Origin of the sequence: Magnetospira sp. QH-2 (genome assembly GCF_000968135.1) — a bacterium.
Taxonomy (GTDB): Bacteria; Pseudomonadota; Alphaproteobacteria; order Rhodospirillales; family Magnetospiraceae; genus Magnetospira.
Genome location: NZ_FO538765.1, coordinates 1,254,746 through 1,278,549 on the forward strand (window position 1 = coordinate 1,254,746; position 23,804 = coordinate 1,278,549).

The following is a 23,804-nucleotide window of genomic DNA, read 5'->3' on the forward strand; positions in this document are numbered from 1 at the left end:
TGACCCTTGTTTTCAAGCAATAGACTGGCATGAATTCTGCTTTCTCCATGATTGTGATCCAAGGCATGTCGCCAAGCGATGATAATCAAAACCAAGGAGAGAAAGCGATGGTGCGATTTGTTCTGAAAGCCATGATCGTGATGGGGGCTATTGCCGTCCTATCGACCCGCGAAGCCCAGGCGACCGTGCTTTTTTATGATGACTTCGAGCAGGAGAGCGTGGGGCAGATCCCGTCCCAGTGGCAGAACTACATCTGGGCGCCCGGGTCCAATTATGTGGTCGATACCCTGGCCTCGGAGGGAAGCCAGTCGCTCCGCCTGCAATCCTTTCGTTATCAACAAAGGGCGTTGATTGCACCAGGCACGTCCTATCAAGGGGATTCCGTCTTGAGCTTCGACTTCTACCTACCGGACGCCAGCGCTTATGGTTCCGGGGCTCGGTACGGGGGCGTAAGCTACATGGGCACGGATGTCTTGTTCCGCTATGCGGGGAACGGAGAGGCCGAGGCCATCTTAAATGCGCCGGGCTATCCCGGTACTCTGGGCAGCATTGGCACGGACCAGTGGCATACGGCAACAGTCCATATCGATTGGAGCGCCAGTCAATTCGCTCTCGATATCAATGGAATCCTGGTGTCGGGCTTGGCCTTTACGCAGAACACCAGCGGCAATTCCCATATTCTTGCTCGTGGGGACAACTGGCCCAACAGCCCTAATCTCTTATATATCGATCCCATCACCTTGGCCGCTGTACCCGTGGCCGAACCCGCTTCCCTGGCCTGCTTGGGATTTGGGCTCGCGGGTCTGGCCTGGGTCCGGCGGCGGGGCAGTGGTAAACAAAAGGCAGCGGAGCGCCATCCCGGTTACTCGCGCACAATCAGCGGATAATCCGGGGTCGGGTTGAGAGGGCAGGAGAAAAGATAGTCGCCGGGCTTTAAGCTCACTTTGTAGTCTTTTGTCGTGCCTGGGGTCAGGCCGCCGCCGGACACGCTGGTCTTGCTCAATTTGTGTAAGGGGTTGCGCCAGTCATAGTCTTTGTCGCGCAGCCAGAATCCCAGTTCGTAAGGGACATTGCCATTCTTGACCCGGAAAATGTACTCGCCGGGTTTCAGCGCCATCGGCTTCACCGCGGCCATGCGGTCGGTGGCGCCTTGGGCGTTGATGGCCAGGCAGTCGGCTTTCTTGGTACTTTTGAAGCCGTGGTCAGGCTCCAGATCAAGGAACTGGCAAGGGACCTGAGTCAGGTCGATGACCGTCGGCGCAGCCCAGGCCGGAGCCGTGGCTGCGACAAACAGGGTGGCGGATAGGGCAATGAAGCGGATCATGGTCGGATCTCCGTGGATTGGTTGCTCAGATTGAACAGGGGACGCAAACGCACCCCAATGAAATTGCCGGGCAGGGCGCAAAGGAGCCACACCCAGCCATGCAGGCTGCCCGAGGCAATGCCGCTGAAAAAGGCGCCGATATTGCAGCCATAGGCCAACCGGGCGCCGTAGCCCATGGCCAGTCCACCCATCACCGCCGCGGCGAGGTTGCGACGGTCGCGGGGCAGGGGCGTGAGAGTCTTTCCGGCCAAGGCGGCGGCGATCAGGGCGCCGCCCAGCAGGCCGATGTTCATGAGGGAGGTGCTGTCAGCCCAGACCGGACGGGCCAGCGCGGCTTGTTGAAAGGGGCCGCTCCAGAAGCTTCCGGCCTCGGGCATCCAGCCCATCAGCAGGGCGCCCTTGGCGGCCCAGAGGGAAAAGGCCCAGGTGATCGACCAGGCATGCCCGGCCACCACCAAGGTCAGCCAGTTAAGCAGAGCCAACAGAATGGCGCCCTGCAACAGCGGCCAGGGTCCCCGGATCAACCGATCCATGGAAAAATCCCCGTCCCACCATAGCGCCCGGCGCAAGCGCCCACCGGCGGCCCTGAACAGCAGCAAGATCAACCCGAGCGCGCCGATTTGCAGCGGTAGGGCGGCTTCCCAGCCCAGAGCCTGGCCGAGGCTGACACTGCCGATCCCGGTCCCGGCCAGACTTTCCCACCAGGCCAGATCCAGGCTGCCCCAAAAGGCTCCACCGCAGAAAAACAGCAAGACGAGAGCCGCCCGCGCCGAGCCGCCGCCCGCTGTGTACAGGGTCCCGGATGCACAGCCATCGCCCAGTTGCATGCCCATACCGAACAAGAAGGCGCCGAAGGCCATGGAAAGACCCACCGGCGCAATGGCGCCGCCGACGCCCTGCCCGAAGGCCTGACCTTGGGCCAGCACCGGAGCAAACAGCAGCATGGCCAAAATCAGCATCACGGCCTGAGCCGCCAGACCGGATAGGTCCTTGTCAACAAAGGCCCGCCGATAGGCAGAGGTGAACCCGAAGGCCGCGTGATACAGGGTTACGCCCAGGGCGACGCCGATCCACAGCAGCCCGGGCAGCCGGTCGCCCTCCGCCGCGCTCAGAAACGTCAGCGGAGCGAGAATGACGATGGCGACGGTCAAAAGGGGCAAGCGGGGCGTATCCATGCCCCTAAGGTGGCGGATCCTCTGCGCACAGCCCAGTCAAGGCGACTCACTTATTGGTGAGGTCCTATTCCTTCGGTCCGCCATTGGTCCAGATGCCGTGGCCCCGCTCACGGGCCTGATGCTCTACTTTCAGCAATTGCGGCGCGGTTTCCGGGTCGGCCTGGGCCCAGCCGGTATAGACCATGCCCTTGGACAGGTCGTAGCGGTTGGCCTCGCAGCGGGCCAGCGGGCAGCCATCGGCGCGACGGTCGCCAAAGGTCTTGCAGGTTACCTGCGTCCCGGCGGTCAGGTCCATCAACCCCGTGGCGGCAATGCGGTTGCACTCAAAGGTCTTGCCCGAGCGGGTAAAACAAGACAGTCCCGGTGCCGGGGCCTTGATGCCCATGAGACAGAAAGTCTGGCCGTTCACCCGCAGCATATCGGCAGCCAGTACCTGTGCCCGGCCGGAAGCCATGGACATGTTAAAGGCTTCAGCCTGGCCAGCGACAAGCAATGACATCAATAGCATCGATAGCGCGACAATTCTTGGTCCCCACATGGCTCGATCTCCCCGCGATGCGACAGGCGTCTATCTTGGTCTGATCGAACCGAAATATCCACAGTTTAGGGCTGCTCCCGTTCAGCAAGGTCGACCGACTGGCTTATTCGGTGGCACTCTTCTTGCGTTGAATTTCCTGTTGCTCGCAGGATGAACAGGAGAACCATGCCTTTGACCAAGGGTTCCTTTTTCGGATTGATTCTGATTGGCCTGCTTGTCTCGGGTGCCTTGGTGGCTCAACTGACCCATCTGTCCGGGGAGGCCAGGCTGGCCGATCTGCGGGCGGTGGGCGAGGAGCGGTTGAATCTTTATGCCAGTACCCTGAGGGGGGCCTTGGAGAAGTTCCGATACCTTCCATATGTCCTGGGGCACAACGAAAAGGTCGTCGCCCTTCTATCCGGCGCCGAAGCGAGCGACGGCGTCAATGCCTATCTGGAGGCATTGAACAAGAAAGCGGGATCGGCGCAACTGTTCGTCATGAACCGGGACGGCGAAACCGTGGCGGCCAGCAACTGGCGTGCCCCATTGAGCTTCGTCGGCAAGAACTACAGCTTTCGGCCCTACTTCCGTGAGGCCGCCGACGGGCACCAAGGGCGCCTTTTCGCCATCGGCGTGACCACCGGAGAACCGGGATACTTCATGTCCCATCCGGTCCTGACGAAAGGCGAGGTCATCGGCGTGGCCGTGGTCAAGGTTGATCTGGATCGATTGCAGATCGACTGGCGGGAAGGTGGGGAGATCGTTTTCGTTAGTGATTCCAATGGCGTGCTCATTCTGTCCGGGCGTGAAGTATGGAAATATCGGACCTTGCGACCTTTGAGTGATGCGCAACGGGAACAGGTTCGCAGCGGTCGGCTCTATGGTGGGCAGGAACTATTGCCATTGCCGTTCATTGATCAGGTGGATCTGACTCCGTTGGTCCATCGATTGACCATCGGCGACCGCGACTATCTCTTGCTCGACCGGCCCTTGGCGGAGCCGGGGTGGCATCTGCACTTTCTGACGCCGTTGACACCGGTGGAAGAGCGGGCGTTTGCCACCGCTGTTTTCGGTCTGGTGACGATCCTGCTGATGATCGCTGTGTCCCTATATCTTCGAGAGCGGCACCATAAACGGATGTCTCGGCGAAAGGTGCGCGAAGCCGAGGCCACAAGAGCGCTGAACCTGCGCCTGGAAGCTGAAATCGCCGAACGCAAACGTACCGAGCAGGACTTGCGCGACGCCCAGGAGGAACTGGTACAAGCGGGTAAACTGGCCGCCCTGGGGGAAATGTCGGCGGGAATCGTTCATGAATTGAGTCAGCCCATTTCCGCCACGCGCACGTTTCTTTCCAGTGTGCAATTGCTGGCCAAGAGAGGCGAATCCGACAAGGCCATGGAAACTTTGGAAAGGGTCTTCGGCCTCATTGATCGGATGACCGCCATTACGACCCAATTGAAGACTTTTGCGCGCAAGAACCCGGTTAAACGGCAGCCCGTGGTGCTTCAGCAATCCGTCCGCAAGGCCCTGGAACTCCTGGAGGGCCGCGTCAGTCGAGGCGGCGTATCGTTGGCTGTGAACTTACCACCGGAACCCCTCGTGGTGTTGGCCGATCCCTTGCGGATCGAACAGGTGGTGGTCAATCTGACCGGCAATGCGCTGGATGCCTTGGCGCAATCCCCCAGCAAACGGATTGATATCGTGGTGAGAGAGCAAGACGGCTTGGCGGAGCTGACGGTGCGCGACAGCGGCGGCGGCATCGATCCCGAGCATCTGGGCAAGCTTTTCGACCCCTTTTTCACCACCAAGGACGTGGGCGAGGGCATGGGGCTGGGTTTATCCATTTCCTATGGCATCATATCGGATGTGGGCGGCACGATCCGGGTCGCGGAAACCAGCAGCGACGGGACGGCCCTCGTGGTCCGTCTCCCGCTCCATCACAGCGAGGAAGCATGAACCTATCCACGGCAAATGTGGTCCTGATCGATGACGACGAGAGCATGCGGGCCGCCACGGCCCAATGGCTCGAACTGGCGGGGTATCATGTCATCGAGTTCCCGGGCGGTGATCTGGCTCTGGGCCACCTGGAACCCGATTTTGGCGGTGTGGTGGTCAGCGACGTGAAAATGCCGCGCATGGACGGCATGGAATTGCTGGAGCGCATTCATCAACGGGATCCGGATCTCCCAGTGGTTTTAGTGACCGCCCATGGGGATGTTCCCATGGCCGTCGAAGCAATTCGCAAAGGGGCGTATGACTTTATCGAAAAACCGTTCGAGCCCGACCGCTTGTTGGATGTGATCCAAAGAGCTTGCGAAAAGCGCCGGTTGGTGTTGGAGAACCGTTTCTTGCGCCAGAAACTGGCCGACAGGGCCGATATCGAACGCAGGCTGCTGGGCGATAGTCCGGTAATCCAGCGTTTGCGCCAAGAGATCATGGAGGTGGCCGATACCGATGCCAGCGTCATGATCCAGGGGGAAACCGGAACCGGCAAAGAAGTGGTGGCCCGATGCCTGCACGAATTCGGGCGACGCCAGCATGGGCGGTTTGTCGCCGTGAATTGTGCGGCGGTGCCCGAGAGTATCTTCGAGAGCGAGCTGTTCGGCCACGAAAGCGGGGCCTTTACCGGGGCCACTAAGCGACGGATCGGCAAGTTCGAGCATGCCCATGGTGGCACGCTCTTTCTTGACGAGATTTCGAGCATGCCCCTGGCCCTTCAGGTCAAGGTTTTGCGATCATTGCAGGAACGGGAGATCGTACGGCTGGGTTCCAACGAACCCCGGGCAATCGACATCCGGCTGGTCAGCGCGTCCAATCGGGATCTGCAGGCGGCCTGCCAAGACTCCACCTTCCGCGAAGATCTCTATTATCGCCTGAACGTGATCGAGGTCCGGATCCCCCCTCTACGCGATCGGGGGGGCGATATCACCTTGTTGTTCGACTATTTCGCCGGACGAGCCGCCGAGGCCCACGACCGCGAGGCGCCTCCGCTGCCCGAGGAGTCTGTCGCCATGCTCATGGGACATGGCTGGCCGGGAAACGTGCGGGAACTTCGAAACCTGGCGGAACGTTACGTGCTGTCCTCGCTTCCGGTGGTGCAGCGGGTCCCCTCCATCCTGCGGGTCGAGGGGTTGGGGGCGGCAACCAGTCTGGTCGATCTGACCCGGCAGTTCGAGCGGCGGATTTTGGAAGCGGCGCTCCGACATCACCGGGGCAACATGGCCGATGTCATGGACGCTCTTGATTTGCCCCGCCGTACATTGAACGAAAAAATGCAGCGACTGGGATTGGAGCGTAAAGACTATTGCTGATATCGGCAAAATCTTGCCGATTACCCGTCGGCCTGTTGGCAATTATCCGCCTGTTTCATCCCTCGCCGGTGCCCGTATCGTTCAATTTGCTGGAAAAAAGCCGCTGGCATCCCACTTGCTTTTAGGTTGAACTATCAGTCTGCGAGGCAAAACTCGCACCGAACGGTTTGGGCGTATGGCCTGAAACACCGATATTGGGAGGAAAACAATGACCATCAATTTTACCAAGCATCTGGCTTTGGGCGCGGTTGTCGCTGCCTGTACCTTTGGCAATGGCGCCAATGCGGCAGAAGAACGCAGCTACCTACTGGCTACGGCGAGCACCGGCGGTACCTATTATCCGGTGGGCGTGGCCCTGTCGACTCTGGTCAAGGTGAAGCTGCAGCCGAAACAGAAGATCGGCATGTCGGCGATCAATTCCGCTGGCTCCGGCGAGAATATCAAACTGCTGCGCGAGAACGAGGCCCAGTTCGCCATTCTCCAGGGGCTCTACGGCCATTATGCCAAGACCGGCACCGGTCCCATCGCCAATGACGGCCCGCAAAAGGACCTGCGCTCGGTTTCCATGCTGTGGCAGAACGTGGAGCATTTCGCGGTGCTCAAGGATTATGCCAAGACCGGCACCGTTGATGACCTGGCCAACGTCAAGGGCAAGGCCATGGCCATGGGCAAGAAAAACTCCGGTACCATTGGTTCGAATCGGACGATCCTGAAGCACCTGGGGATCGACATGGATAAGGACTACAGCCTGATGTATGGCGGCTATGGTCCCAGTGTCGACGCCTTGCAAAACGGCCAGGTGGTCGGATTCGGTATTCCGGCGGGCGCTCCGGCGGGAGCGGTGACCAAGGCCATGGCCAACATGTCCGACCGCATGGCCATTCTCGACCTGAGCGATGCCCAGGCGGAAAAGGCCGACGGCGGTATGGGCCTTTGGACCCGTTTCGTCATTCCGGCGGGGACCTATCCCAACCAGGCCAAGGACATCAACACCATTGCCCAACCCAATTTCCTGGCCGTGCGCCATGATGTGGACGAAGACGCGGTCTATCGCATTACCAAGGCGACCTATGAAAACCTCGCCTTCCTCAATGCAATCCATAAGGCCACCAAGGCCATGGCTATCGAAAAGGCCATCGCCGGACTGCCGTTGCCGCTGCATCCGGGGGCGCTGAAGTATTATCAGGAAGTGGGTATCAAGGTACCTGCTCATCTGATCGCCAAATAAGGCAGGACCGGGGAAGCGGCTCCTTGTCGCTTCCCCGGATCCAAACCGATGGCTGAAAGCTCATCCCCCGTCTTCACCCCTTGGGGTCAACAGAGCCCACGCGGGCGGCTGCTGACAGTCCTGGGAGTCGGCATTTCATTACTGCATATCTGGTTCAATGTGGTCACCCTGCTGCCTAACCTGTGGCAGAACTCATTGCACTTCGCCGGCTTCGCGCTGATGGCGGTGATCCTTTATCCGGTGAAACGCGACGGTGGCAAACCCTGGCGTACCTTTGACGGGCTGGTGGGAATCGTCGCGGCGTTTTCGGCCATTTACATGGTCTGGATGGAAGATGCCATCTATGACCGGGGGGTGCGCCTGGCGCTGCCCGAATGGATTCTCGGCACCATTCTCATCCTCATCGCCATCGAACTGACCCGCCGCACCACCGGCTGGATTATCCCCATCCTGATCCTGTTGGCCTTGTCCTATGTGGGCTGGTGGGGCGGGATTATTGATGGCGTGTTCAAGTTCGCCGGGCTGTCGTCGGAGACCATCTTGTTCCGGTCGGTTTACGGGGATGATGCGCTGTTCGGCAATATCGCGCGGATCTCCTCGACCTATGTATTCATGTTTATCCTGTTCGGGGCCTTTCTGTTGCGCTCGGGCGCCGGGGAGTTCGTCATCGACATGGCCCGTGCTGTGGCCGGAAAGACCGTCGGCGGGCCGGGACTGGTGGCGGTGATGGCCTCGGGGCTCATGGGCACCATCTCCGGCTCGGCGGTGGCCAATACGGCCTCCACCGGGGTTATCACCATCCCTTTGATGAAAAAGGCCGGGTTTCCGGGCAAATTCGCCGCCGGGGTCGAGGCTTCGGCCTCCACTGGCGGGCAGCTAATGCCGCCGATCATGGGCGCCGGGGCCTTCGTCATGGCCACCTATACGCAAATTTCCTACAACACCATCGTCCTGGTGAGTATTCTCCCGGCCATCTTGTACTTCGCCACCGTGGCCTTTTTCGTCCGCATTGAGGCCAGGCGTAGTCATGCCACTCAGATCGAGTCGGAAACGGTTTCCTTGGGCCAGATCATGCGTCAGGGCGGTCTATCCTTCGTGGTGCCGGTTTCGGTGCTGATCGGGCTGCTGATCTATGGCTTCACGCCGACCTATGCCGCCGGGTTAAGCATCCTTGCCGTGATTGCCGCGTCCTGGCTCGGGCCCAATCGCATGGGGCCCATGGCGGTGATCGAGGCCCTGGCCCTGGGCGCACGCAACATGGTGATGACGGCGGTGCTGCTGTGTGCCGTGGGACTGATCGTCAACGTGATCGCCACCACCGGCATCGGCAATACCTTCTCCTTGATGATCACCCAATGGGCCGGGGATAGCCTGGTCATCGCCATCGTGCTGATCGCCCTGGCCTCGCTGGTACTGGGCATGGGCCTGCCGGTGACGGCGGCCTATATCGTTCTCGGCACGCTCTCGGCCCCGGCCCTGCCTGCATGCGCTGATCGCCGACGGCCAGATGGTGCAAATTCTCATGGCCGGGACGGTCCCCGAAGAGGCCAAGGCGCTGTTCATGATGGCCGCGCCCGATCGCTTGGTGGAATTGGGCGCTCCCATGACCGAAGAGGCAGCCAAGAGCCTCATGGCCGCCATTCCGGTGGATCTGGCCGGGACCCTGCGGGAGATGGTGTTGGGCCCCGAAGCCATGCTGTTCGCCTTGCTTTCGGCGCATCTGATCGTCTTCTGGCTGAGCCAGGATTCCAACGTCACGCCGCCGGTAGCCCTGGCCGCCTTCACCGCTGCCGCCATTGCCAAGACCCAACCCATGGCCACCGGAGTGCAGTCCTGGAAGATTGCCAAGGGGCTCTATATCGTGCCCTTGCTGTTTGCCTATACGCCGCTGATCGGGGGCACATGGGTCGAGGTGTTGACGGTATTCGGGTTTGCCTTGCCGGGGCTTTATGCCTTTTCCTCGGCCATCCAGGGCCACATGGAAAACCCGCTGGGTTGGCCTTTGCGGGTGGTGGCGTTCGGCAGTGCGGCGGCGCTGCTCTGGCCGACCACGGTGCTGGTGCATGGGGCCGGTTTGATCTGTCTGGTCGGAGTTGTGGTCATGAATGTGCGAACCCGACATGCCTAGTGAGCGGATCCTGGCTCTGGATGCCATGGGGGTCGTCTATGCCACCCGATCCATTACGTCAGAGGTGGTGATCCCTTTTCTTCGAGAGCACAGCTGCACGATCACCGATCGGGATATCCGATGGCTCTATGAGGAAGCCAGCAAGGGGCGCATGACCTCGGCCTCGTTTTGGCGGCGGTTGGGCCTGGATCCATCCGTCGAGGCGGAATGTCTCAGGCGCTATGTTTTGATGCCCGGCCTGAGTGAATTTCTCGCCTGGGCACGGGAATCCTTCGACGGGCTCTATATGCTGACCAATGATGTGACGGAATGGTCGGAGGCGTTGCGCGGTCGATTCGACCTGGATCGCTGGTTCGATGATGTACTGGTTTCCGGAGACCTGGGCATCAGGAAGCCGCAGAGGAGAGCCTTTCGGGCCTTGGTCGATCGCGCTGGGGTCACGGCGGTGGAGATGGTGTTCGTCGATGACAAGATCGCGAACCTGGATGCGGCGGCCGCATTGGGCATGCGGACCGTTCACTTGGCGCCACGCGAAGAGGCGGAGTCCGATCATGCCCATGCCCCGGATCTGGCCCATCTACGGCTTCATTTGGAGAGTTAGGAAAGTGTCAACCAAATGAGTCTATTGCTGTAGAGAATTAGAGGTACAATCAAGAAAATCTCCCCTGCTTGGAGCATGTCTATGACCCCGCCATACGAAGCGGGTCGACCCGCCTCTGACAATGAGGACAATGCCAGGGCGGCCCTCGATTTCATTGAATTACTGATCGAGGGCCATTACCTGGCCCGCCCGGATTTTTCAGGACCCCTCGCCGATGCGCTGACCCGGCTGGCCGAACGTCTGGGCCGACGGTCGGAAGAATTGCTGGCCGAAACCACCGAAATGTCCATGAATGCCAGTGTCGCCATGGCCACCGTGGCCCGTGTGGCCGGAGACGTGTCGGATTTGGAAAATGGCGCCCAGGCCATGGCCGGGGAAGTGGAACGCATGGCGGAAATGAGCAGTGATCTCAGTGACTCCTGCCGCGCCACGTCGGAGATTGTCCAATCCATGCGCGGCGTGACCAGTGAGTTGTCGGTTGGGATCCATCGGGGCGTGGCCTCCATGGGCGACATGGTGCAGCAAGTGCATGATTTGATTGATGATGTGCAGACCCTGGGCAGTGCCTCGGAGCATATCGGCGAAATCCTTCAGACTATCGAAGCCATCGCCAAACAGACCAATCTGCTGGCTCTGAATGCCACCATCGAAGCAGCACGAGCAGGCGAAGCAGGCAAGGGGTTCGCCGTGGTGGCCGGCGAAGTCAAAAATCTGGCCAATCAGACCGCTCGTTCGACGGACGATATTCGCAAACGGATCGCGGTCCTCAAGGACGGGGTCAAAGAGACCGTGTCGCAAGTCGAACTGACCGAGTCCACCATCAAGGTGGGGCAGGAGGTCATTGATCGGATCGGCGCCATGGTGGTGGAAATCGAGGATACCATGGCCAATGTGGAAGGCCACATGAACCATACCACCGAAACTCTCAACGAGCAGAGTGAAGCCATGACCGAGATATCGGGTGGGGTCAATCAGGTGGCCCGCATGGCCAATGACAATACCGCCCACGTCGGTACGGTGGTGGAATCCGTTTCCGGCTCCGAAGCCGTCATTGCCGACCAATTCAAGGCCCTGGAAGGTTTGGAGATCCCCCGATACGTTCTCTATCGAGCCAAATCGGACCATTTCCTGTGGAAGAAGCACTTGTCGGAGATGATGGTTGGTATTTCACGTCTGACCGAGGCGGAGCTATCCGATCACCATTCCTGCCGTCTGGGCAGATGGTATGATGCCGTGGAAGGGCTCACCCGCTCCGATCCGGATTTTATCGCCATCGACAGGCCGCATCAGCAGGTCCATGCCAAAGGACGGGAGGCCGCAAGGCTCTATGCTGAAGGTGATATCGATGGCGCCCACACGGCCTTTGCCGAGATGGATCAAGCCTCCGAAGACGTGGTGCGGCTGATCGATCGATTGATCGCCAAGTCCTAAAGCCTCTAGATCACGTCGTGTTTGATCGGATTCGATCAAACATGAAAAACGTGATCGATTCCAATAAGGTCGCGCGTGTCTAGCGGGTCCGATTGGACCCGACACGCGCTAGCAGGCTGCTTCTGTAATCGAGTCATTTGAGTCAAGCTGATTTCCAAGCCGTCGGTTTGAACCTGGGTTATGTGGCGCCCTTTGCTTCTGTCCGCGGTCGACGTCGTCGCCGCATGATGGGGATCAAGGGGGATCGGGTGCAGCAATCTGAAAAGCGTGGTCTTACGCCACTGCAGCCTGCGCGCTGTCATCCGAGCCCCGCGCGTCGCCACGCGTCCTGGCCGCCCTTCAGGCGGTCTCGGTTTTCGTTGTGTTTAGATGGCGGTCTCCTCCTTGCGGTACTGGGAAGTCCGTGGCGATAATCCACATGCGATGCATGATTACGGCGAGACGCCGGGCAACGGCGACCTTGGCGCGTTTCATCCCGCGCCTTTTGGCGACCGCGAGCCCCCAGTGTTTGAGCCAGGACCAACGGCGGGTTCGAGTGAGAAGTGCATTGACGGCCTCGAACAAAAGCCAACGAACCATGGCATCTCCGCACTTGCTGATGGGGCCGCTTCGGTCCTGCTCTCCCGAGGCGTATCTGCGTGGGACAAGCCCGAAGTGGGCGCCGACCATGACCGACTTTTGAAACCGTTCCGGCACGTCGAGTCCTGTCCTGAAAGCGAGGGCGGTAACCGGGCCGACGCCGGGAACGGTCATCAGGCGCCGGCAAACGCTATCATCGCGCGCAGCGGCATGAACCTGCCGGTCGAGCTTGTCGAGTTGTTCGAGCAAGGCTTGGCGCGCAAGCAAGAGCGGCTCGGCGGCTGCGCTGAGGTGCGGGTTATCAGCCGTCAATTCCCGAACCCGCGCCGCGAAAAGGCGTCCGCGCGCCATACCGACCTTGAGGCCGAAAGCTTTCAATGTTCCTCGTACCGTATTGGACAACTGACGGACCTGATGAACCAGGGTCTCCCGATGGGTCAGCACCATCCGGAGCTCCTGACTGCGCGCGGTCTTGACGTGGGTCGCGCGGTACAAACCGGTCCGCATCGCCTGGCTGATCAAGCGGGCGTCGCGACGGTCCGTCTTGACTGGGCTGGCGCTGGCAAAGGCCTTCATTTGCCGGGTCTCGATACAAATCACAGGGAGGCCCCGACTGGACAGTCCTGCGTACAGCCAAGGCGCCAGAGGGCCAGCTTCCAACCCAATTCGCGCAAAGCCACGCCCGCTTTCCTCGAGCCAAGTGGCGACCGCCTCGGGTGTGCTTGACACCTTGCCTTCGCGAATGACGGTTCCCTTTGCATCAATCTCACAGATCGAAATGCTTGCCATCGATACGTCCATTCCAACAAAATACTCCATAGCTGGTCTCCTCTGTTCCATGTCCAGGAATTGACCCGGATACTTGATCAAGACCGAGTGTGGAGACCAGCTGACTGTCTAGGCAATCCCTGACTGCTCGATTACCGCCATCTGAAAAAGTCCGATTTCGAGCGTATGGCGACACATGCATCGACAAGCGCAGCATGAGGGCCTTTGAACTTTCAACTTGTTACCCTCACCCTGAGCTTCCTCATCCAGAGCTTGTCGAGGGACGAAGGGCGCGGCGGGCCGTAGCACAACACGTTTTCAGCAGTCTGTTAGATCATGTCGTGTTTGATCGGGCACACCCTCGTGAGGCTCCACTTCTAGCTTACTTTGATCACCGTTCGGCCTTTGACTCCGCCTTTGAGGATGGCATCAGCCAGATCGGGCAGCTCTTGGAGAGTCGCCTCGGAGACCATGGAATCAAGTTTATCCATGGGCAGATCGGAAACGATCCGCTGCCAGGCCCGTTGGCGCTTTTCGAACGGGCAGAGCACGGAGTCGATTCCTAGCAGATTGACGCCGCGCAGCAGGAACGGAATGACCGTGGTCTCCAGCTTGTTGCCCCCAGCCAAGCCGACGGCGGCGACACTGCCTCCATGTTTCATTTGAGTCAGCACCCGTGCCAGGGTCGTTCCGCCCACCGCGTCCACGCATCCGGCCCAGCGTTCACGGTCCAGCGGACGATTGGTGGGTTCTGAGAGTTGCGTGCGATCAATCATGGTCTTGGCACCGAGCTCACTGAGATAGGCAAGGGTTTCGGCCCGTCCGGTGGAGGCGGCCACCTGGTAACCCAAATTGGCCAGGATCGCCGTGGCCACCGAGCCGACACCGCCCGCCGCGCCCGTTACCAGGACCTCGCCATCGCCGGGGGTCATGCCCTGATCCTCCAGGGCCATCACGGCCAGCATCGCGGTGAAGCCGGCCGTGCCCAGAGCCATGGCCCTCTTGGGGCTCAGGCCGTCGGGCAGGGGGACCAGCCAGTCGCCGTTCACGCGCGCCTTTTCCGCATAGCCCCCCCAATGGACCTCGCCGACCCGCCAGCCGGTGAGCACCACCGCATCGCCCGGCTTGTAGGACCCATGGCTGCTCTCGGCCACGGTCCCGGCAAAATCAATGCCGCCCACATGGGGATAATTGCGGACTAGCCCGCCCAGTCCGTTGAGCACCAAGCCGTCCTTATAGTTGATGGTGGAGTACTGGACATCGACCGTCACATCGCCATCGGGCAGGGCGCTTTCATCCAAGTCGCGGATTTCGTTGCTGACGGAGTCTTCGGTCTTTTCGGTCACGAGAGCCTTGAACATGGCACTAATCCTTGATGCAGAATGCGAGGTAGTTGACATCCAGGTCGTCGGAAAGATCCCAACGGGCGGACATGGGATGGAAGCTCATGCCCTTGAGGGCCTCAATCAGCAGGCCATGGGGGCGCAGTCCCCGGGCCAGTTCCGATGGACGGACGAACTTGCGCCAGTCATGGGTGCCAGCGGGTAGCCAGCGCAATATATACTCAGCGCCGATCTTGCCCAGGGCAAGAGATTTCAGGGTCCGGTTCATGGTCGCCATGGCCATGGCCCCGCCCGGGCGGACCAGGGCACAGGAATGGGCCAGGAACAGGTCCGGGTCATCCACATGCTCGATGACTTCCATGTTTGTCACCAGATCGAACTGCAGTCCCTCGGCCACCAGGTCTTCCGGCATGGCATGGCGATAGGTGATATCCAAACCCATCTGTTCCGCATGGGCGGCGGCGATGCCGACATTCTTGTCCCCGGCATCGATGCCCGTCACCTCGGCGCCCATGCGGGACAGGGGCTCGCAGAGCAATCCCCCCCCACAGCCGATGTCAAGAATCCTCAGACCTTTCAGGGGCGCGCCGTCCAGCGGGTCCCGTCCGAAACGGGCCGCCGCCCGGTCGCGGATGAAGGTCAGCCGGGTGGGATTAAACTTATGCAAAGGGCCGAATTTGCCGTCGGGATCCCACCAGGTTTCGGCCATGGCGGTGAAGCGGGCTACTTCTTCCGGATTAGCCGTTCCGGGGGAAAGGGGGTTGGTCATGGTGAAAGCACTCCGATTGGGCGCGGCGGACTTGCCTCGCGGGGTCCTCCAGAGTATGTATACGCCGCCGCCGCCCGGCAACGGGTTCGCGGAATTTTTTTGTGGGAAGGATCATGGCACTCATCGTTCAGAAGTTCGGCGGCACATCCGTCGGCGATATCGGGCGGATCAAGAACGTCGCCCGAAAGGTCAAGGCAGAGGTGGACGCCGGTCATCAGGTGGCCGTTGTCGTCAGCGCCATGTCGGGCGTGACCAACACCTTGGTGGATTATACGCAACAAATCGGTCCCGATGTGGACCCACGCGAATACGACGTGGTTGTCTCCACCGGCGAGCAGGTAACCACCGGGCTGCTATCCATGGCGTTACAGGATTTGGGTATCGATGCCCGCTCCTGGCAGGGCTGGCAAATTCCGGTGCGCACCGACGATGTCCATGCCAAGGCGCGGATTCAATCCATCGACGTGACCGAGATGAAGGCCCAGATGGAAAGCGGTCAGGTGGCCGTGGTTCCAGGGTTCCAGGGCGTGAGCGACGAAGGCCGGGTGGCGACCCTGGGACGGGGTGGATCCGATACCAGCGCCGTGGCCCTGGCGGCGGCGTTGCGGGCTGATCGTTGTGATATCTATACGGATGTGGATGGAGTATACACGACCGATCCGCGGATCGTGTCCAAGGCCCGCAAGCTCGACAAGATAACCTACGAGGAAATGTTTGAGCTGGCTTCCCTGGGAGCCAAGGTGTTGCAGACCCGGTCGGTGGAAATGGCCATGAAGCACGGAGTACGGCTACAGGTCCGCTCCAGCTTCGAGGATACGCCCGGTACCATGGTGGTGAATGAGGACGAAATCGTGGAAAAAGAAATTGTGAGCGGGATCGCTTATAGCCGGGACGAAGCCAAGGTCACCGTGGTGGCCCTGGAAGACCGCCCCGGTGTCGCCAGTGCCGTGTTTGGGCCGCTGGCCGAGGCCAACGTCAACGTGGATATGATCATCCAGAATATCTCTCAGGACGGCAAGCACGCCAACCTGACCTTTACCGTGCCCGAAGGTGAACTGCGCCGGGCGCTGGAGGTGCTGGAAGATCGCAAGGATGACCTGCGCTTTGAAAAGCTGCTCAGTGATTCCAAGGTGGTGAAGATCTCGATCATCGGTGTCGGCATGCGCAGCCACGCAGGGGTTGCCCAGCGCATGTTCCAGGCCCTGGCCGATAAAAGTATCAATATCCAGGTAATCTCCACCTCGGAAATCAAGGTCAGCGTTTTGATCGATGAGGAGTATACCGAATTGGCTTTGCGCGCTCTGCATACGGCCTATGACCTCGACGCCGACGCGGCCTGATCCCATGGATGATCTCAGCCCGCGCAGCAAGTTGGACAGCCTCTGGCAGAGTGGCCGGGACTTTCTCGGCACCGATACCGCCATCATGGGCGGCGCTATGTCCTGGATTTCCGAGCGGAATCTGGTTGCCGCCATCTCCAACGCCGGTGGTTTCGGTGTTATTGCCTGCGGCTCCATGGGGCCGGACCTGCTGACAGCGGAAATCGCCGCAACCAAGGCCATGACCACCAAACCTTTCGGAGTCAATTTGATCACCATGCATCCGGAACTGGATGCGCTGATCGATGTTTGCGCGGATCACAAGGTCAGCCATGTGGTGCTGGCCGGCGGTCTGCCGCCGGGCGGGGCCATCAAGCGAATCAAGGAAGCCGGGGCCAAGGTCATCTGCTTTGCCCCCGCGCTGATTCTGGCCAAGCGGCTGGTGCGCAATGGCGTTGATGCGCTGGTCATCGAGGGCGCCGAGGCGGGCGGCCATATCGGTCCGGTGGCGACCAGCGTGCTGGCCCAGGAAATCCTGCCCAATATCACCGATGTCCCCGTGTTCGTCGCCGGAGGTATCGGTCGGGGCGAGGCCATGGTCAGCTATCTGGAAATGGGGGCTGCCGGGGTGCAATTGGGCACCCGTTTCGTTTGCGCCGAGGAATGCATCGCCCACGCCGATTTCAAGAAGTCCTTCTTGAAAGCCGGTGCTCGGGATGCCATCCCGACAGTGCAGGTGGATCCGCGCTTCCCGGTGATTCCGGTGCGTGCCCTGGTCAACAAGGGCACCGATGAATTCATGGAAACCCAACGGGCCATGATCGCCAAGGTCGATGCCGGGGAACTGGAGCTCAAGGAGGCCCAGTTGCAGATCGAGCATTTCTGGGCGGGAGCCCTGCGCCGGGCGGTGATTGACGGTGATGTGGAAAATGGCTCGTTGATGGCCGGGCAGAGTGTTGGACTGGTCACCAAGGAACAGCCCACGGCGGAGATCATCAGCGAAATGGTCACTCAGGCAGAGGCCTCCTTGGCCGCGCGGTCAGGGAGCTAAGAGGTGGCCCCGGCGACCATCAATCACACCGGGTCGCGACGGCTTCTTGCCCGCATGCGGGATGTGATGGCCGGGGAAGGGGCCGATCCGGCCAAGCTGGACCGGATTGTCACCCTGATTGCCGGGGATCTGGTTGCCGAAGTCTGCTCGGTCTATGTACAGCGTGCCGGTGAAGTGCTCGAACTGTTCTCCACCCACGGCCTGGCAATCAGTGCCGTGCACCGGACCCGCCTGCGTGTCGGCGAGGGCCTTGTGGGTCTGATCGCGGCTCAGGCCCGGCCCTTGTCCTTGGACGAGGCTCAAGACCATCCCAACTTTGCCTTCCGACCGGAGACCGGTGAAGAAGCCTTCCACTCCTTCTTGGGCGTGCCGATCTTGCGCGGCGGTCGGGTGTTGGGCGTGGTGGCGGTCCAGAACGTCACCCCGCGCAATTATTCCGAAGAGGAAATCGAGACCCTTGAAACCGTCGCCATGGTTCTGGCGGAGTTGGTGGCGGGTGGCGGGTTGGTCAGTCGTGACGAAACCCGCATGGTCGACGGCATCGGCATGTTGCCTTTGCGCATGGAGGGCATGCGACTCAATCCGGGCTTGGCCATTGGCCAGGTGGTGGTGCACGAGCCCTGCATCGAAGTGCGCAAGCTGGTTGCCGAGGATCCGGAAGCGGAATTGCAGCGCTTAAGGCTGGCCGTGGACGACATGCATGGCGCCTTGGATACCATGCTGGAAAATTCCGAAGGCGAGCACCGGGATATCCTGGAAACCTACCGCATGATCGCCGAGGACGCGGGCTGGTTGACCCGCATTGAGGAATCGGTGGCCAGCGGCCTGACCGCCGAGGCGGCGGTACAAAAGGTGCAATCGGATGTCCGCGCCCGCATGAACCAAGTTAGCGATCCTTATCTGCGCGAGCGGGTGCACGATCTGGACGACCTGGCCAACCGCCTGCTGCAACATTTGACCGGCGACATTCATCTGGTTGGCGTGGCGGAAGGCGACTCCGACATCATCCTGGTTGCCCGCTCCCTGGGGCCGGCGGAACTGATGGATTACGACCGGGACCGACTGAAGGGGCTGGTGCTGGAAGAAGGTTCACCCACCTCCCATGCAACAATCCTGGCCCGAGCCGCGGGAATCCCCGTGGTTGGCCGTGTGCGCGAGGCCTTTGGACGTATTGAGGAAGGCGATCAAGTCATCCTGGATGGCGATCACGGCCAGTTGTTTGTTCGTCCCAGCGACGATGTGCTGACCGCCTTCATGGATACCATGGAGATCCGCAGCCGCCGGGTCGCGGCTCAGGCTGCCCTGCGCGACGAACCGGCGATCACCCGGGATGGCATCGAAGTTGAACTGCTGATCAATGCCGGGGTTCAGGCGGATATGACCCATTTCGCCGAAACCGGGGCCGATGGCGTGGGGCTCTATCGCACCGAGGTTCCCTTCATGGCCCGGGCCACCCTGCCCAACGTGGAGGATCAAACGGCCCTGTATGGTCGGGTGTTGGATTTGGCGGACGGCAAGCCGGTGGCCTTCCGAACCCTGGATGTGGGCGGCGACAAGCTGTTGCCCTATTGGGATCCGGGGGAAGAGGAAAATCCGGCCATGGGCTGGCGGGCTGTCCGCATGTCTCTGGACCGGCCCATGCTGCTGCGCCACCAATTGCGGGCCTTGATCCATGCCGCCGCCGAAAGGGAATTGAAGCTGATGTTCCCCATGGTCACGGAAGTGGCCGAATATGACAGCCTGCATGATCTTCTCGACATGGAGTTGAGACGGGCCCAGAAACGGGGCGTGCCGCTGCCTTCCAACTTATCGGTGGGGGTGATGTTGGAAGTCCCGGCATTGGCATTCCAACTGGAAGCTTTGCTGCCGCGCATCAATTTCCTTTCCGTGGGCAGCAACGATTTATTTCAGTTCCTGTTTGCCGCCGATCGAGGGACGCCGCTGCTGGCGGACCGCTACGATGTGCTGTCGCCCCCGGCTTTGAACTTCCTGCGCAGCTTGTTGCTGCAAGGCAACCGGGCCGGAGTGCCGATCTCTATTTGCGGCGAAATGGCCGGTAAGCCGTTGGAAGCCATGGCGTTGGTGGCTTTGGGCTTCCGCCATTTGTCCATGTCTCCCGCAGCCGTGGCGCCGGTCAAGGAACTGATCCGCAGCATGGAACTCAGCCCCGTGGCGCGTTACCTTCGCAGCCAGCTCAAGGGCACCGATCATAGCCTGCGCGAGCGCTTAAGGGCGTTTGCTTTGGATCATGGCGTGGCCCTATGATCCAGAAATTGGCGGTCAATACCCCGCATTGAGCGGAAAAATGGCGCTTTTTATCCACTAGAACCTCTGATATTTACGTCATGTAAGCTTTTTTCCGCTATTTCGGAGCGGGATACAGGGGATCTGAACCAGTAGGGCGAGACCATGAACGACAGCAATGCCGCCCAGGACCAGGAACAGACAAAAGGCCCAGGCATCGGGGTTCTGCTCCGAGATGCGCGCGTCAAGCAAGAAGAAGATCTGGCCGATGTGGCCCGTAATTTGCGCATCCGGTTCGTCTATTTGGAAGCCATCGAACAGGGCCGCTATGGCGATTTGCCGGGCATGGCCTACGCCACCGGCTTTATCCGCAGCTATGCCGAGTACCTGGGGTTGGACCCGGATGAAGTGGTGCGCCGCTATCGTCAGGAGGCCGGACCCGGACCCCATGCCGATCTGAAATTACCCACGCCCTTGACCGAGCGAGGCGTGCCCAGTGGCGCGGTGCTGTTGGTCGGGGTGGTGATCGCGGTGATTGGCTATGCTACCTGGTTCGTTAGTTCCTCCGAAGACAAGCCTCTGGTGGATCTGATCTCGCCATTGCCGGACCGGTTGGCGGCCATGCTGCCTTCTTCCGACGAAACACCGGAGAGGGTGCCGGCTATGGAAGAGCCGGCGGCCAATGCCCCCGATCCCAGCGAACCCCAAGAGAGCGACGTTGCCGCGACCGACAGCGAGGGAGACAATCCCCCTCAACCCCCCGAAGAGGCGATGCCGGAACCGTCCCCGGTGGCAGCGGTTGACGCGCCCGAACCGCCAGTCGATACGCCATTAGCCGAGGAACCGGCGGTCGATGTGACCCCCGAAGCCGGTACAGAGGCGGCGGCGGAAGTCGCGCCCGAAACCGTCGAACCCGTCGAACCGGCGGAAACCGTTGCCGAGGTCGAGGAAACAGTTCAGGAAGCCGCCGCTGAAACGGAAGCCGTTGCGGACTCCCAAACCGCGACGGCGGAAATCCCTTCGGCGCCGATCGCGCCCGTGGCGCCGGTCCGTCCGGTGATCGGCGGCGAGGACGAAGATTCCCGGATCCAGGTCAAGGCCAAGGTGGATAGCTGGATTCAGATCCGTGAAAACGATACCAATCGCCTGGTGGTTACCCGTCTGCTGCGCCAGTATGATGTGTTCCATGTGCCCGACCAGGAAGGCCTGCGCCTGGTGACCGGCAACGCGGGGGGCCTGGAAATCAGCGTGGATGGCTCGGTGGTGCCCGATATCGGTCCCATGGGGGCGGTGCTGCGCAATGTGTCTTTGGATCCGGATAAACTCAAAGCCGGAGAGGCCGTGCCCGAAAAAGCAACCGATGGCGGCGGTGAATTCGGCAACTGACCGGTTCCCGCTGTTGACCGCGCATCGCGCTTGAGGCATGACTGCCCGGCATTCTCAAACTATGCAGGTTCGGGTTCCCATTCATGGATGCCATCCTTAGACACCCTACTCAGGCCGTCCGGATCGATGACGTGATCATCGGCGGCGGAGCGCCGGTAGTGGTTCAGTCCATGACCAATACCGATACCGCCGACATCGGCCTATCGGTCATACAAGTCGCCGAGCTGGCCCGGGCCGGATCGGAACTGGTGCGGCTTACGGTCAATAATGACGAAGCAGCCAAGGCCATCCCCCATATTCGCGAGCGGTTGGAGGCTCAGGGCGTCTTCGTGCCCTTGGTGGGGGACTTCCACTACAATGGCCATCAGTTGCTGACCAAACACCCGGCCTGTGCCGAGGCATTGGCCAAGCTGCGCATCAACCCCGGCAATGTGGGCTTTGGGCGTAGCAAGGACGACAAGTTCGCCACCATGATCGAAGTGGCGGCCCAATACGGCAAGGCCGTGCGCATCGGCGTCAATTGGGGCAGCCTGGATCAGGCCTTGGCGTCCAAGATGATGGATGACAATGGCAAGCGGCCCAATCCCAAGCCAGCCGAGGAAGTCACTCAGGACGCCTTGGTGGAATCCGCCGTGTCTTCGGCATTGCGAGCCGAGGAGTTGGGCTTGGGTCGGGACCGCATTGTCCTGTCTTGCAAGGTCTCCGAGGTGCAAAGCCTGATTGCCGTCTATCGCAAGTTGGCCAAGCGCGGCGACTGGGCCCTGCACCTGGGGCTGACCGAGGCGGGCATGGGGTCGAAGGGGATCGTGGCATCCACGGCCGCCATGGCGGTGCTGCTGCAAGAAGGCATCGGCGATACCATCCGGGTGTCCTTGACCCCAGAACCGGGCGGCGCCCGCACCGGGGAAGTGGAGGTGGCGCAACAGATGCTGCAAACCATGGGCCTGCGCGCCTTTTCGCCGATGGTCACGGCCTGCCCGGGCTGCGGGCGCACCACTTCGACCCTGTTTCAGGAACTGGCGGCTGAAATCCAGGATTATATCCGGCAGAGCATGCCTTCCTGGCGCGAAACCTATACGGGGATCGAGACCTTCACCCTGGCGGTGATGGGCTGTGTGGTCAACGGGCCGGGCGAAAGCAAGAACGCCAACCTGGGCATCAGCCTGCCGGGTACCGGCGAAGAGCCATCGGCGCCGGTCTATGCGGACGGCGAGAAGCTGACCGTTCTCAAGGGCGGCGACCTGGGTGGCCAATTCAAAAAGCTGCTCGACGACTATATCGAGTCCCACTATCAACGGAAGAATTAGCCAGGCACGGGCCCAGGCCGCGAACGGAGACTCTCCGCTGCCGGTCGTTGGGCCTTTGCCGCAAAGGAATGGATCATGGCCAAACTGCAACCGGTTCGCGGAACCAAGGATCTCCTGCCCGCCGAGGCCCGCCGCCATCGCCATGTGGAGGACACCGCTCGCCGGATCACCGAGCTCTATGGCTTCGGTGAGGTCGTAACGCCCATCTTCGAGTTTACCGAAGTGTTCAAGCGAACCCTGGGTGATACGTCGGATATCGTCACCAAGGAGATGTACACCTTCGCCGACCGGGGCGGGGAGTCCTTGACCCTGCGGCCCGAGGGAACGGCAGGGGTGGCACGGGCCTTCATCTCCGGCGGGTTACAGCAACAATTGCCACTGAAACTGTTCTATCGCGGCCCCATGTTCCGCTACGAGCGCCCGCAAAAAGGTCGCCAGCGGCAATTCCATCAGGTGGGCGTGGAACTGCTTGGCGTGGAAAGCCCGCAGGCGGATATCGAGACCATTGCCATGGGCGCGCGCTTCCTCGACGCCCTGGGCCTGAAGGACCGGGTGACCTTGGAACTGAACAGTCTGGGCGATGCGGAAAGCCGCGCCGCCTATCGCGATACTCTGGTGGACTTTTTGAACGCTCATAGAGATGCCCTGTCCGAAGACAGCCGCGAAAGGCTGGAACGCAATCCTTTGCGCGTGCTGGACTCCAAGGACGAAGGGGATAAGCGGGTGGTGGCCGATGCGCCGTTGCTCTCCGATAGCCTCAATGAGGCATCGCGAGCCTTCTTCGATCAATTGACCCGTGGACTCGATGCCGTGGGCGTGTCTTACCGCCTCAATCCGCGTCTGGTGCGCGGGCTGGATTACTACTGCCATACTGCGTTTGAGTTCACCACCACGGACCTGGGAGCCCAGGGCACAGTGCTGGCAGGGGGGCGCTATGACGGTCTGATCGGCCAGATGGGCGGCCCGGCCACGCCCGGCATTGGCTGGGCGGCGGGGGTGGAACGGCTGTCGTTGATGGTCGAGGAATTGGTGGAGCCACCGCGCCCGGTTGCCGTTATTCCTGTGGGTGAGGCGGCTCAAGCCACCGCCTTGACCTTGACCCAGCAATTGCGCGACCGGGGCGTTGCCGCCGACCTGGGCTTTTCCGGCAACCTGAAAAAGCGTATGAAACGGGCCAACGGGCTCCATGCCCGCCTGGCACTGATGCTGGGCGAGGATGAACTGGCCAAGGGTGTGGCCACTCTGCGCGACCTGGACAGCGGCGAACAGGAAGAAATCGTCCTGGACCGCATTGTCGCTCATTTGTGCGAAAAGGATTAACAG

19 protein-coding genes are annotated in these 23,804 nt (G+C 60.9%); 13 read left to right on the plus strand and 6 right to left on the minus strand.

Annotation, left to right across the window (positions count from 1 at the left end):
* Positions 1–107: 107 nt before the first annotated feature.
* The gene (locus MGMAQ_RS05945) at positions 108–887 is read left to right on the plus strand and encodes a PEP-CTERM sorting domain-containing protein (protein WP_158498796.1); all 780 of its coding nucleotides are present in this window, start codon (positions 108–110) and stop codon (positions 885–887) included.
* Here the strand turns inward: MGMAQ_RS05945 and MGMAQ_RS05950 are convergent.
* From MGMAQ_RS05950 to MGMAQ_RS19375, 3 genes are all read right to left on the minus strand, one after another.
* Positions 863–1,324: a hypothetical protein gene (locus tag MGMAQ_RS05950; protein ID WP_046020820.1), complete on the minus strand. Its 462-nt coding sequence runs from the start codon at positions 1,322–1,324 to the stop codon at positions 863–865. The genes MGMAQ_RS05945 and MGMAQ_RS05950 overlap by 25 nt on opposite strands.
* The gene (locus MGMAQ_RS05955; protein WP_046020821.1) at positions 1,321–2,499 is read right to left on the minus strand and encodes a YeeE/YedE family protein; all 1,179 of its coding nucleotides are present in this window, start codon (positions 2,497–2,499) and stop codon (positions 1,321–1,323) included. Before MGMAQ_RS05955 ends, MGMAQ_RS05950 begins: the two co-directional genes overlap by 4 nt.
* A 64-nt stretch (positions 2,500–2,563) precedes the next feature.
* Positions 2,564–3,037 (minus strand): thermonuclease family protein, encoded by a 474-nt coding sequence (locus MGMAQ_RS19375; RefSeq protein WP_148560865.1) that lies wholly within the window; start codon positions 3,035–3,037, stop codon positions 2,564–2,566.
* 165 nt (positions 3,038–3,202) lie between these two features.
* Here MGMAQ_RS19375 and MGMAQ_RS05965 point away from each other — a divergent pair, with 165 nt between their 5' ends.
* From MGMAQ_RS05965 to MGMAQ_RS05990, 6 genes are all read left to right on the plus strand, one after another.
* Positions 3,203–4,972, plus strand: a complete 1,770-nt coding sequence (locus tag MGMAQ_RS05965) for an ATP-binding protein (protein WP_046020822.1) — start codon at positions 3,203–3,205, stop codon at positions 4,970–4,972.
* On the plus strand, positions 4,969–6,327 hold the full coding sequence (locus MGMAQ_RS05970) for a sigma-54 dependent transcriptional regulator (RefSeq protein ID WP_046020823.1): 1,359 nt from the start codon (positions 4,969–4,971) through the stop codon (positions 6,325–6,327). Before MGMAQ_RS05965 ends, MGMAQ_RS05970 begins: the two co-directional genes overlap by 4 nt.
* A 208-nt stretch (positions 6,328–6,535) precedes the next feature.
* Positions 6,536–7,555, plus strand: a complete 1,020-nt coding sequence (locus MGMAQ_RS05975) for a TAXI family TRAP transporter solute-binding subunit (RefSeq protein ID WP_046020824.1) — start codon at positions 6,536–6,538, stop codon at positions 7,553–7,555.
* 48 nt (positions 7,556–7,603) lie between these two features.
* Positions 7,604–9,754 (plus strand): TRAP transporter fused permease subunit, encoded by a 2,151-nt coding sequence (locus MGMAQ_RS05980; protein ID WP_052716171.1) that lies wholly within the window; start codon positions 7,604–7,606, stop codon positions 9,752–9,754.
* A complete protein-coding gene (locus MGMAQ_RS19380) occupies positions 9,676–10,284 on the plus strand; it encodes an HAD family hydrolase (RefSeq protein ID WP_158498797.1) in 609 nt (202 codons plus the stop codon). The genes MGMAQ_RS05980 and MGMAQ_RS19380 overlap by 79 nt, the downstream gene beginning before the upstream one ends.
* An 81-nt stretch (positions 10,285–10,365) precedes the next feature.
* Positions 10,366–11,715, plus strand: coding sequence for a methyl-accepting chemotaxis protein (locus MGMAQ_RS05990; protein WP_046020825.1), 1,350 nt, complete (start codon positions 10,366–10,368; stop codon positions 11,713–11,715).
* 339 nt (positions 11,716–12,054) lie between these two features.
* Here the strand turns inward: MGMAQ_RS05990 and MGMAQ_RS06000 are convergent, their stop codons facing one another.
* The 3 genes from MGMAQ_RS06000 to ubiG all read right to left on the minus strand — a co-directional run bounded on the left by MGMAQ_RS06000 (position 12,055) and on the right by ubiG (position 15,174).
* Positions 12,055–13,113: an IS110 family transposase gene (locus tag MGMAQ_RS06000; RefSeq protein WP_065814679.1), complete on the minus strand. Its 1,059-nt coding sequence runs from the start codon at positions 13,111–13,113 to the stop codon at positions 12,055–12,057.
* A gap of 326 nt (positions 13,114–13,439) precedes the next feature.
* On the minus strand, positions 13,440–14,423 hold the full coding sequence (locus MGMAQ_RS06005; protein WP_046020827.1) for an MDR family oxidoreductase: 984 nt from the start codon (positions 14,421–14,423) through the stop codon (positions 13,440–13,442).
* A gap of 4 nt (positions 14,424–14,427) precedes the next feature.
* Positions 14,428–15,174, minus strand: coding sequence for a bifunctional 2-polyprenyl-6-hydroxyphenol methylase/3-demethylubiquinol 3-O-methyltransferase UbiG (gene ubiG / locus MGMAQ_RS06010; protein ID WP_046020828.1), 747 nt, complete (start codon positions 15,172–15,174; stop codon positions 14,428–14,430).
* A gap of 113 nt (positions 15,175–15,287) precedes the next feature.
* On the opposite strand from ubiG, the gene MGMAQ_RS06015 reads away from it, so the two are divergent.
* The 6 genes from MGMAQ_RS06015 (at position 15,288) to hisS (ending at position 23,801) form a co-directional block, all read left to right on the plus strand.
* Positions 15,288–16,514 carry an aspartate kinase gene (locus tag MGMAQ_RS06015; RefSeq protein WP_046020829.1) on the plus strand — a complete coding sequence of 409 codons (1,227 nt, stop codon included), beginning with the start codon at positions 15,288–15,290 and terminating at the stop codon, positions 16,512–16,514.
* Between the two features lie 4 nt (positions 16,515–16,518).
* Positions 16,519–17,544 carry a nitronate monooxygenase family protein gene (locus tag MGMAQ_RS06020; RefSeq protein WP_046020830.1) on the plus strand — a complete coding sequence of 342 codons (1,026 nt, stop codon included), beginning with the start codon at positions 16,519–16,521 and terminating at the stop codon, positions 17,542–17,544.
* Positions 17,545–17,547: 3 nt separating this feature from the next.
* Positions 17,548–19,809, plus strand: coding sequence for a phosphoenolpyruvate--protein phosphotransferase (gene ptsP, locus MGMAQ_RS06025; protein WP_371258391.1), 2,262 nt, complete (start codon positions 17,548–17,550; stop codon positions 19,807–19,809).
* Positions 19,810–19,953: 144 nt separating this feature from the next.
* On the plus strand, positions 19,954–21,174 hold the full coding sequence (locus MGMAQ_RS06030) for a helix-turn-helix domain-containing protein (RefSeq protein ID WP_052716173.1): 1,221 nt from the start codon (positions 19,954–19,956) through the stop codon (positions 21,172–21,174).
* 83 nt (positions 21,175–21,257) lie between these two features.
* Positions 21,258–22,481, plus strand: a complete 1,224-nt coding sequence (gene ispG / locus MGMAQ_RS06035) for a flavodoxin-dependent (E)-4-hydroxy-3-methylbut-2-enyl-diphosphate synthase (RefSeq protein ID WP_046020831.1) — start codon at positions 21,258–21,260, stop codon at positions 22,479–22,481.
* A gap of 75 nt (positions 22,482–22,556) precedes the next feature.
* Positions 22,557–23,801 carry a histidine--tRNA ligase gene (gene hisS, locus MGMAQ_RS06040; protein ID WP_046020832.1) on the plus strand — a complete coding sequence of 415 codons (1,245 nt, stop codon included), beginning with the start codon at positions 22,557–22,559 and terminating at the stop codon, positions 23,799–23,801.
* Positions 23,802–23,804: the final 3 nt, after the last annotated feature.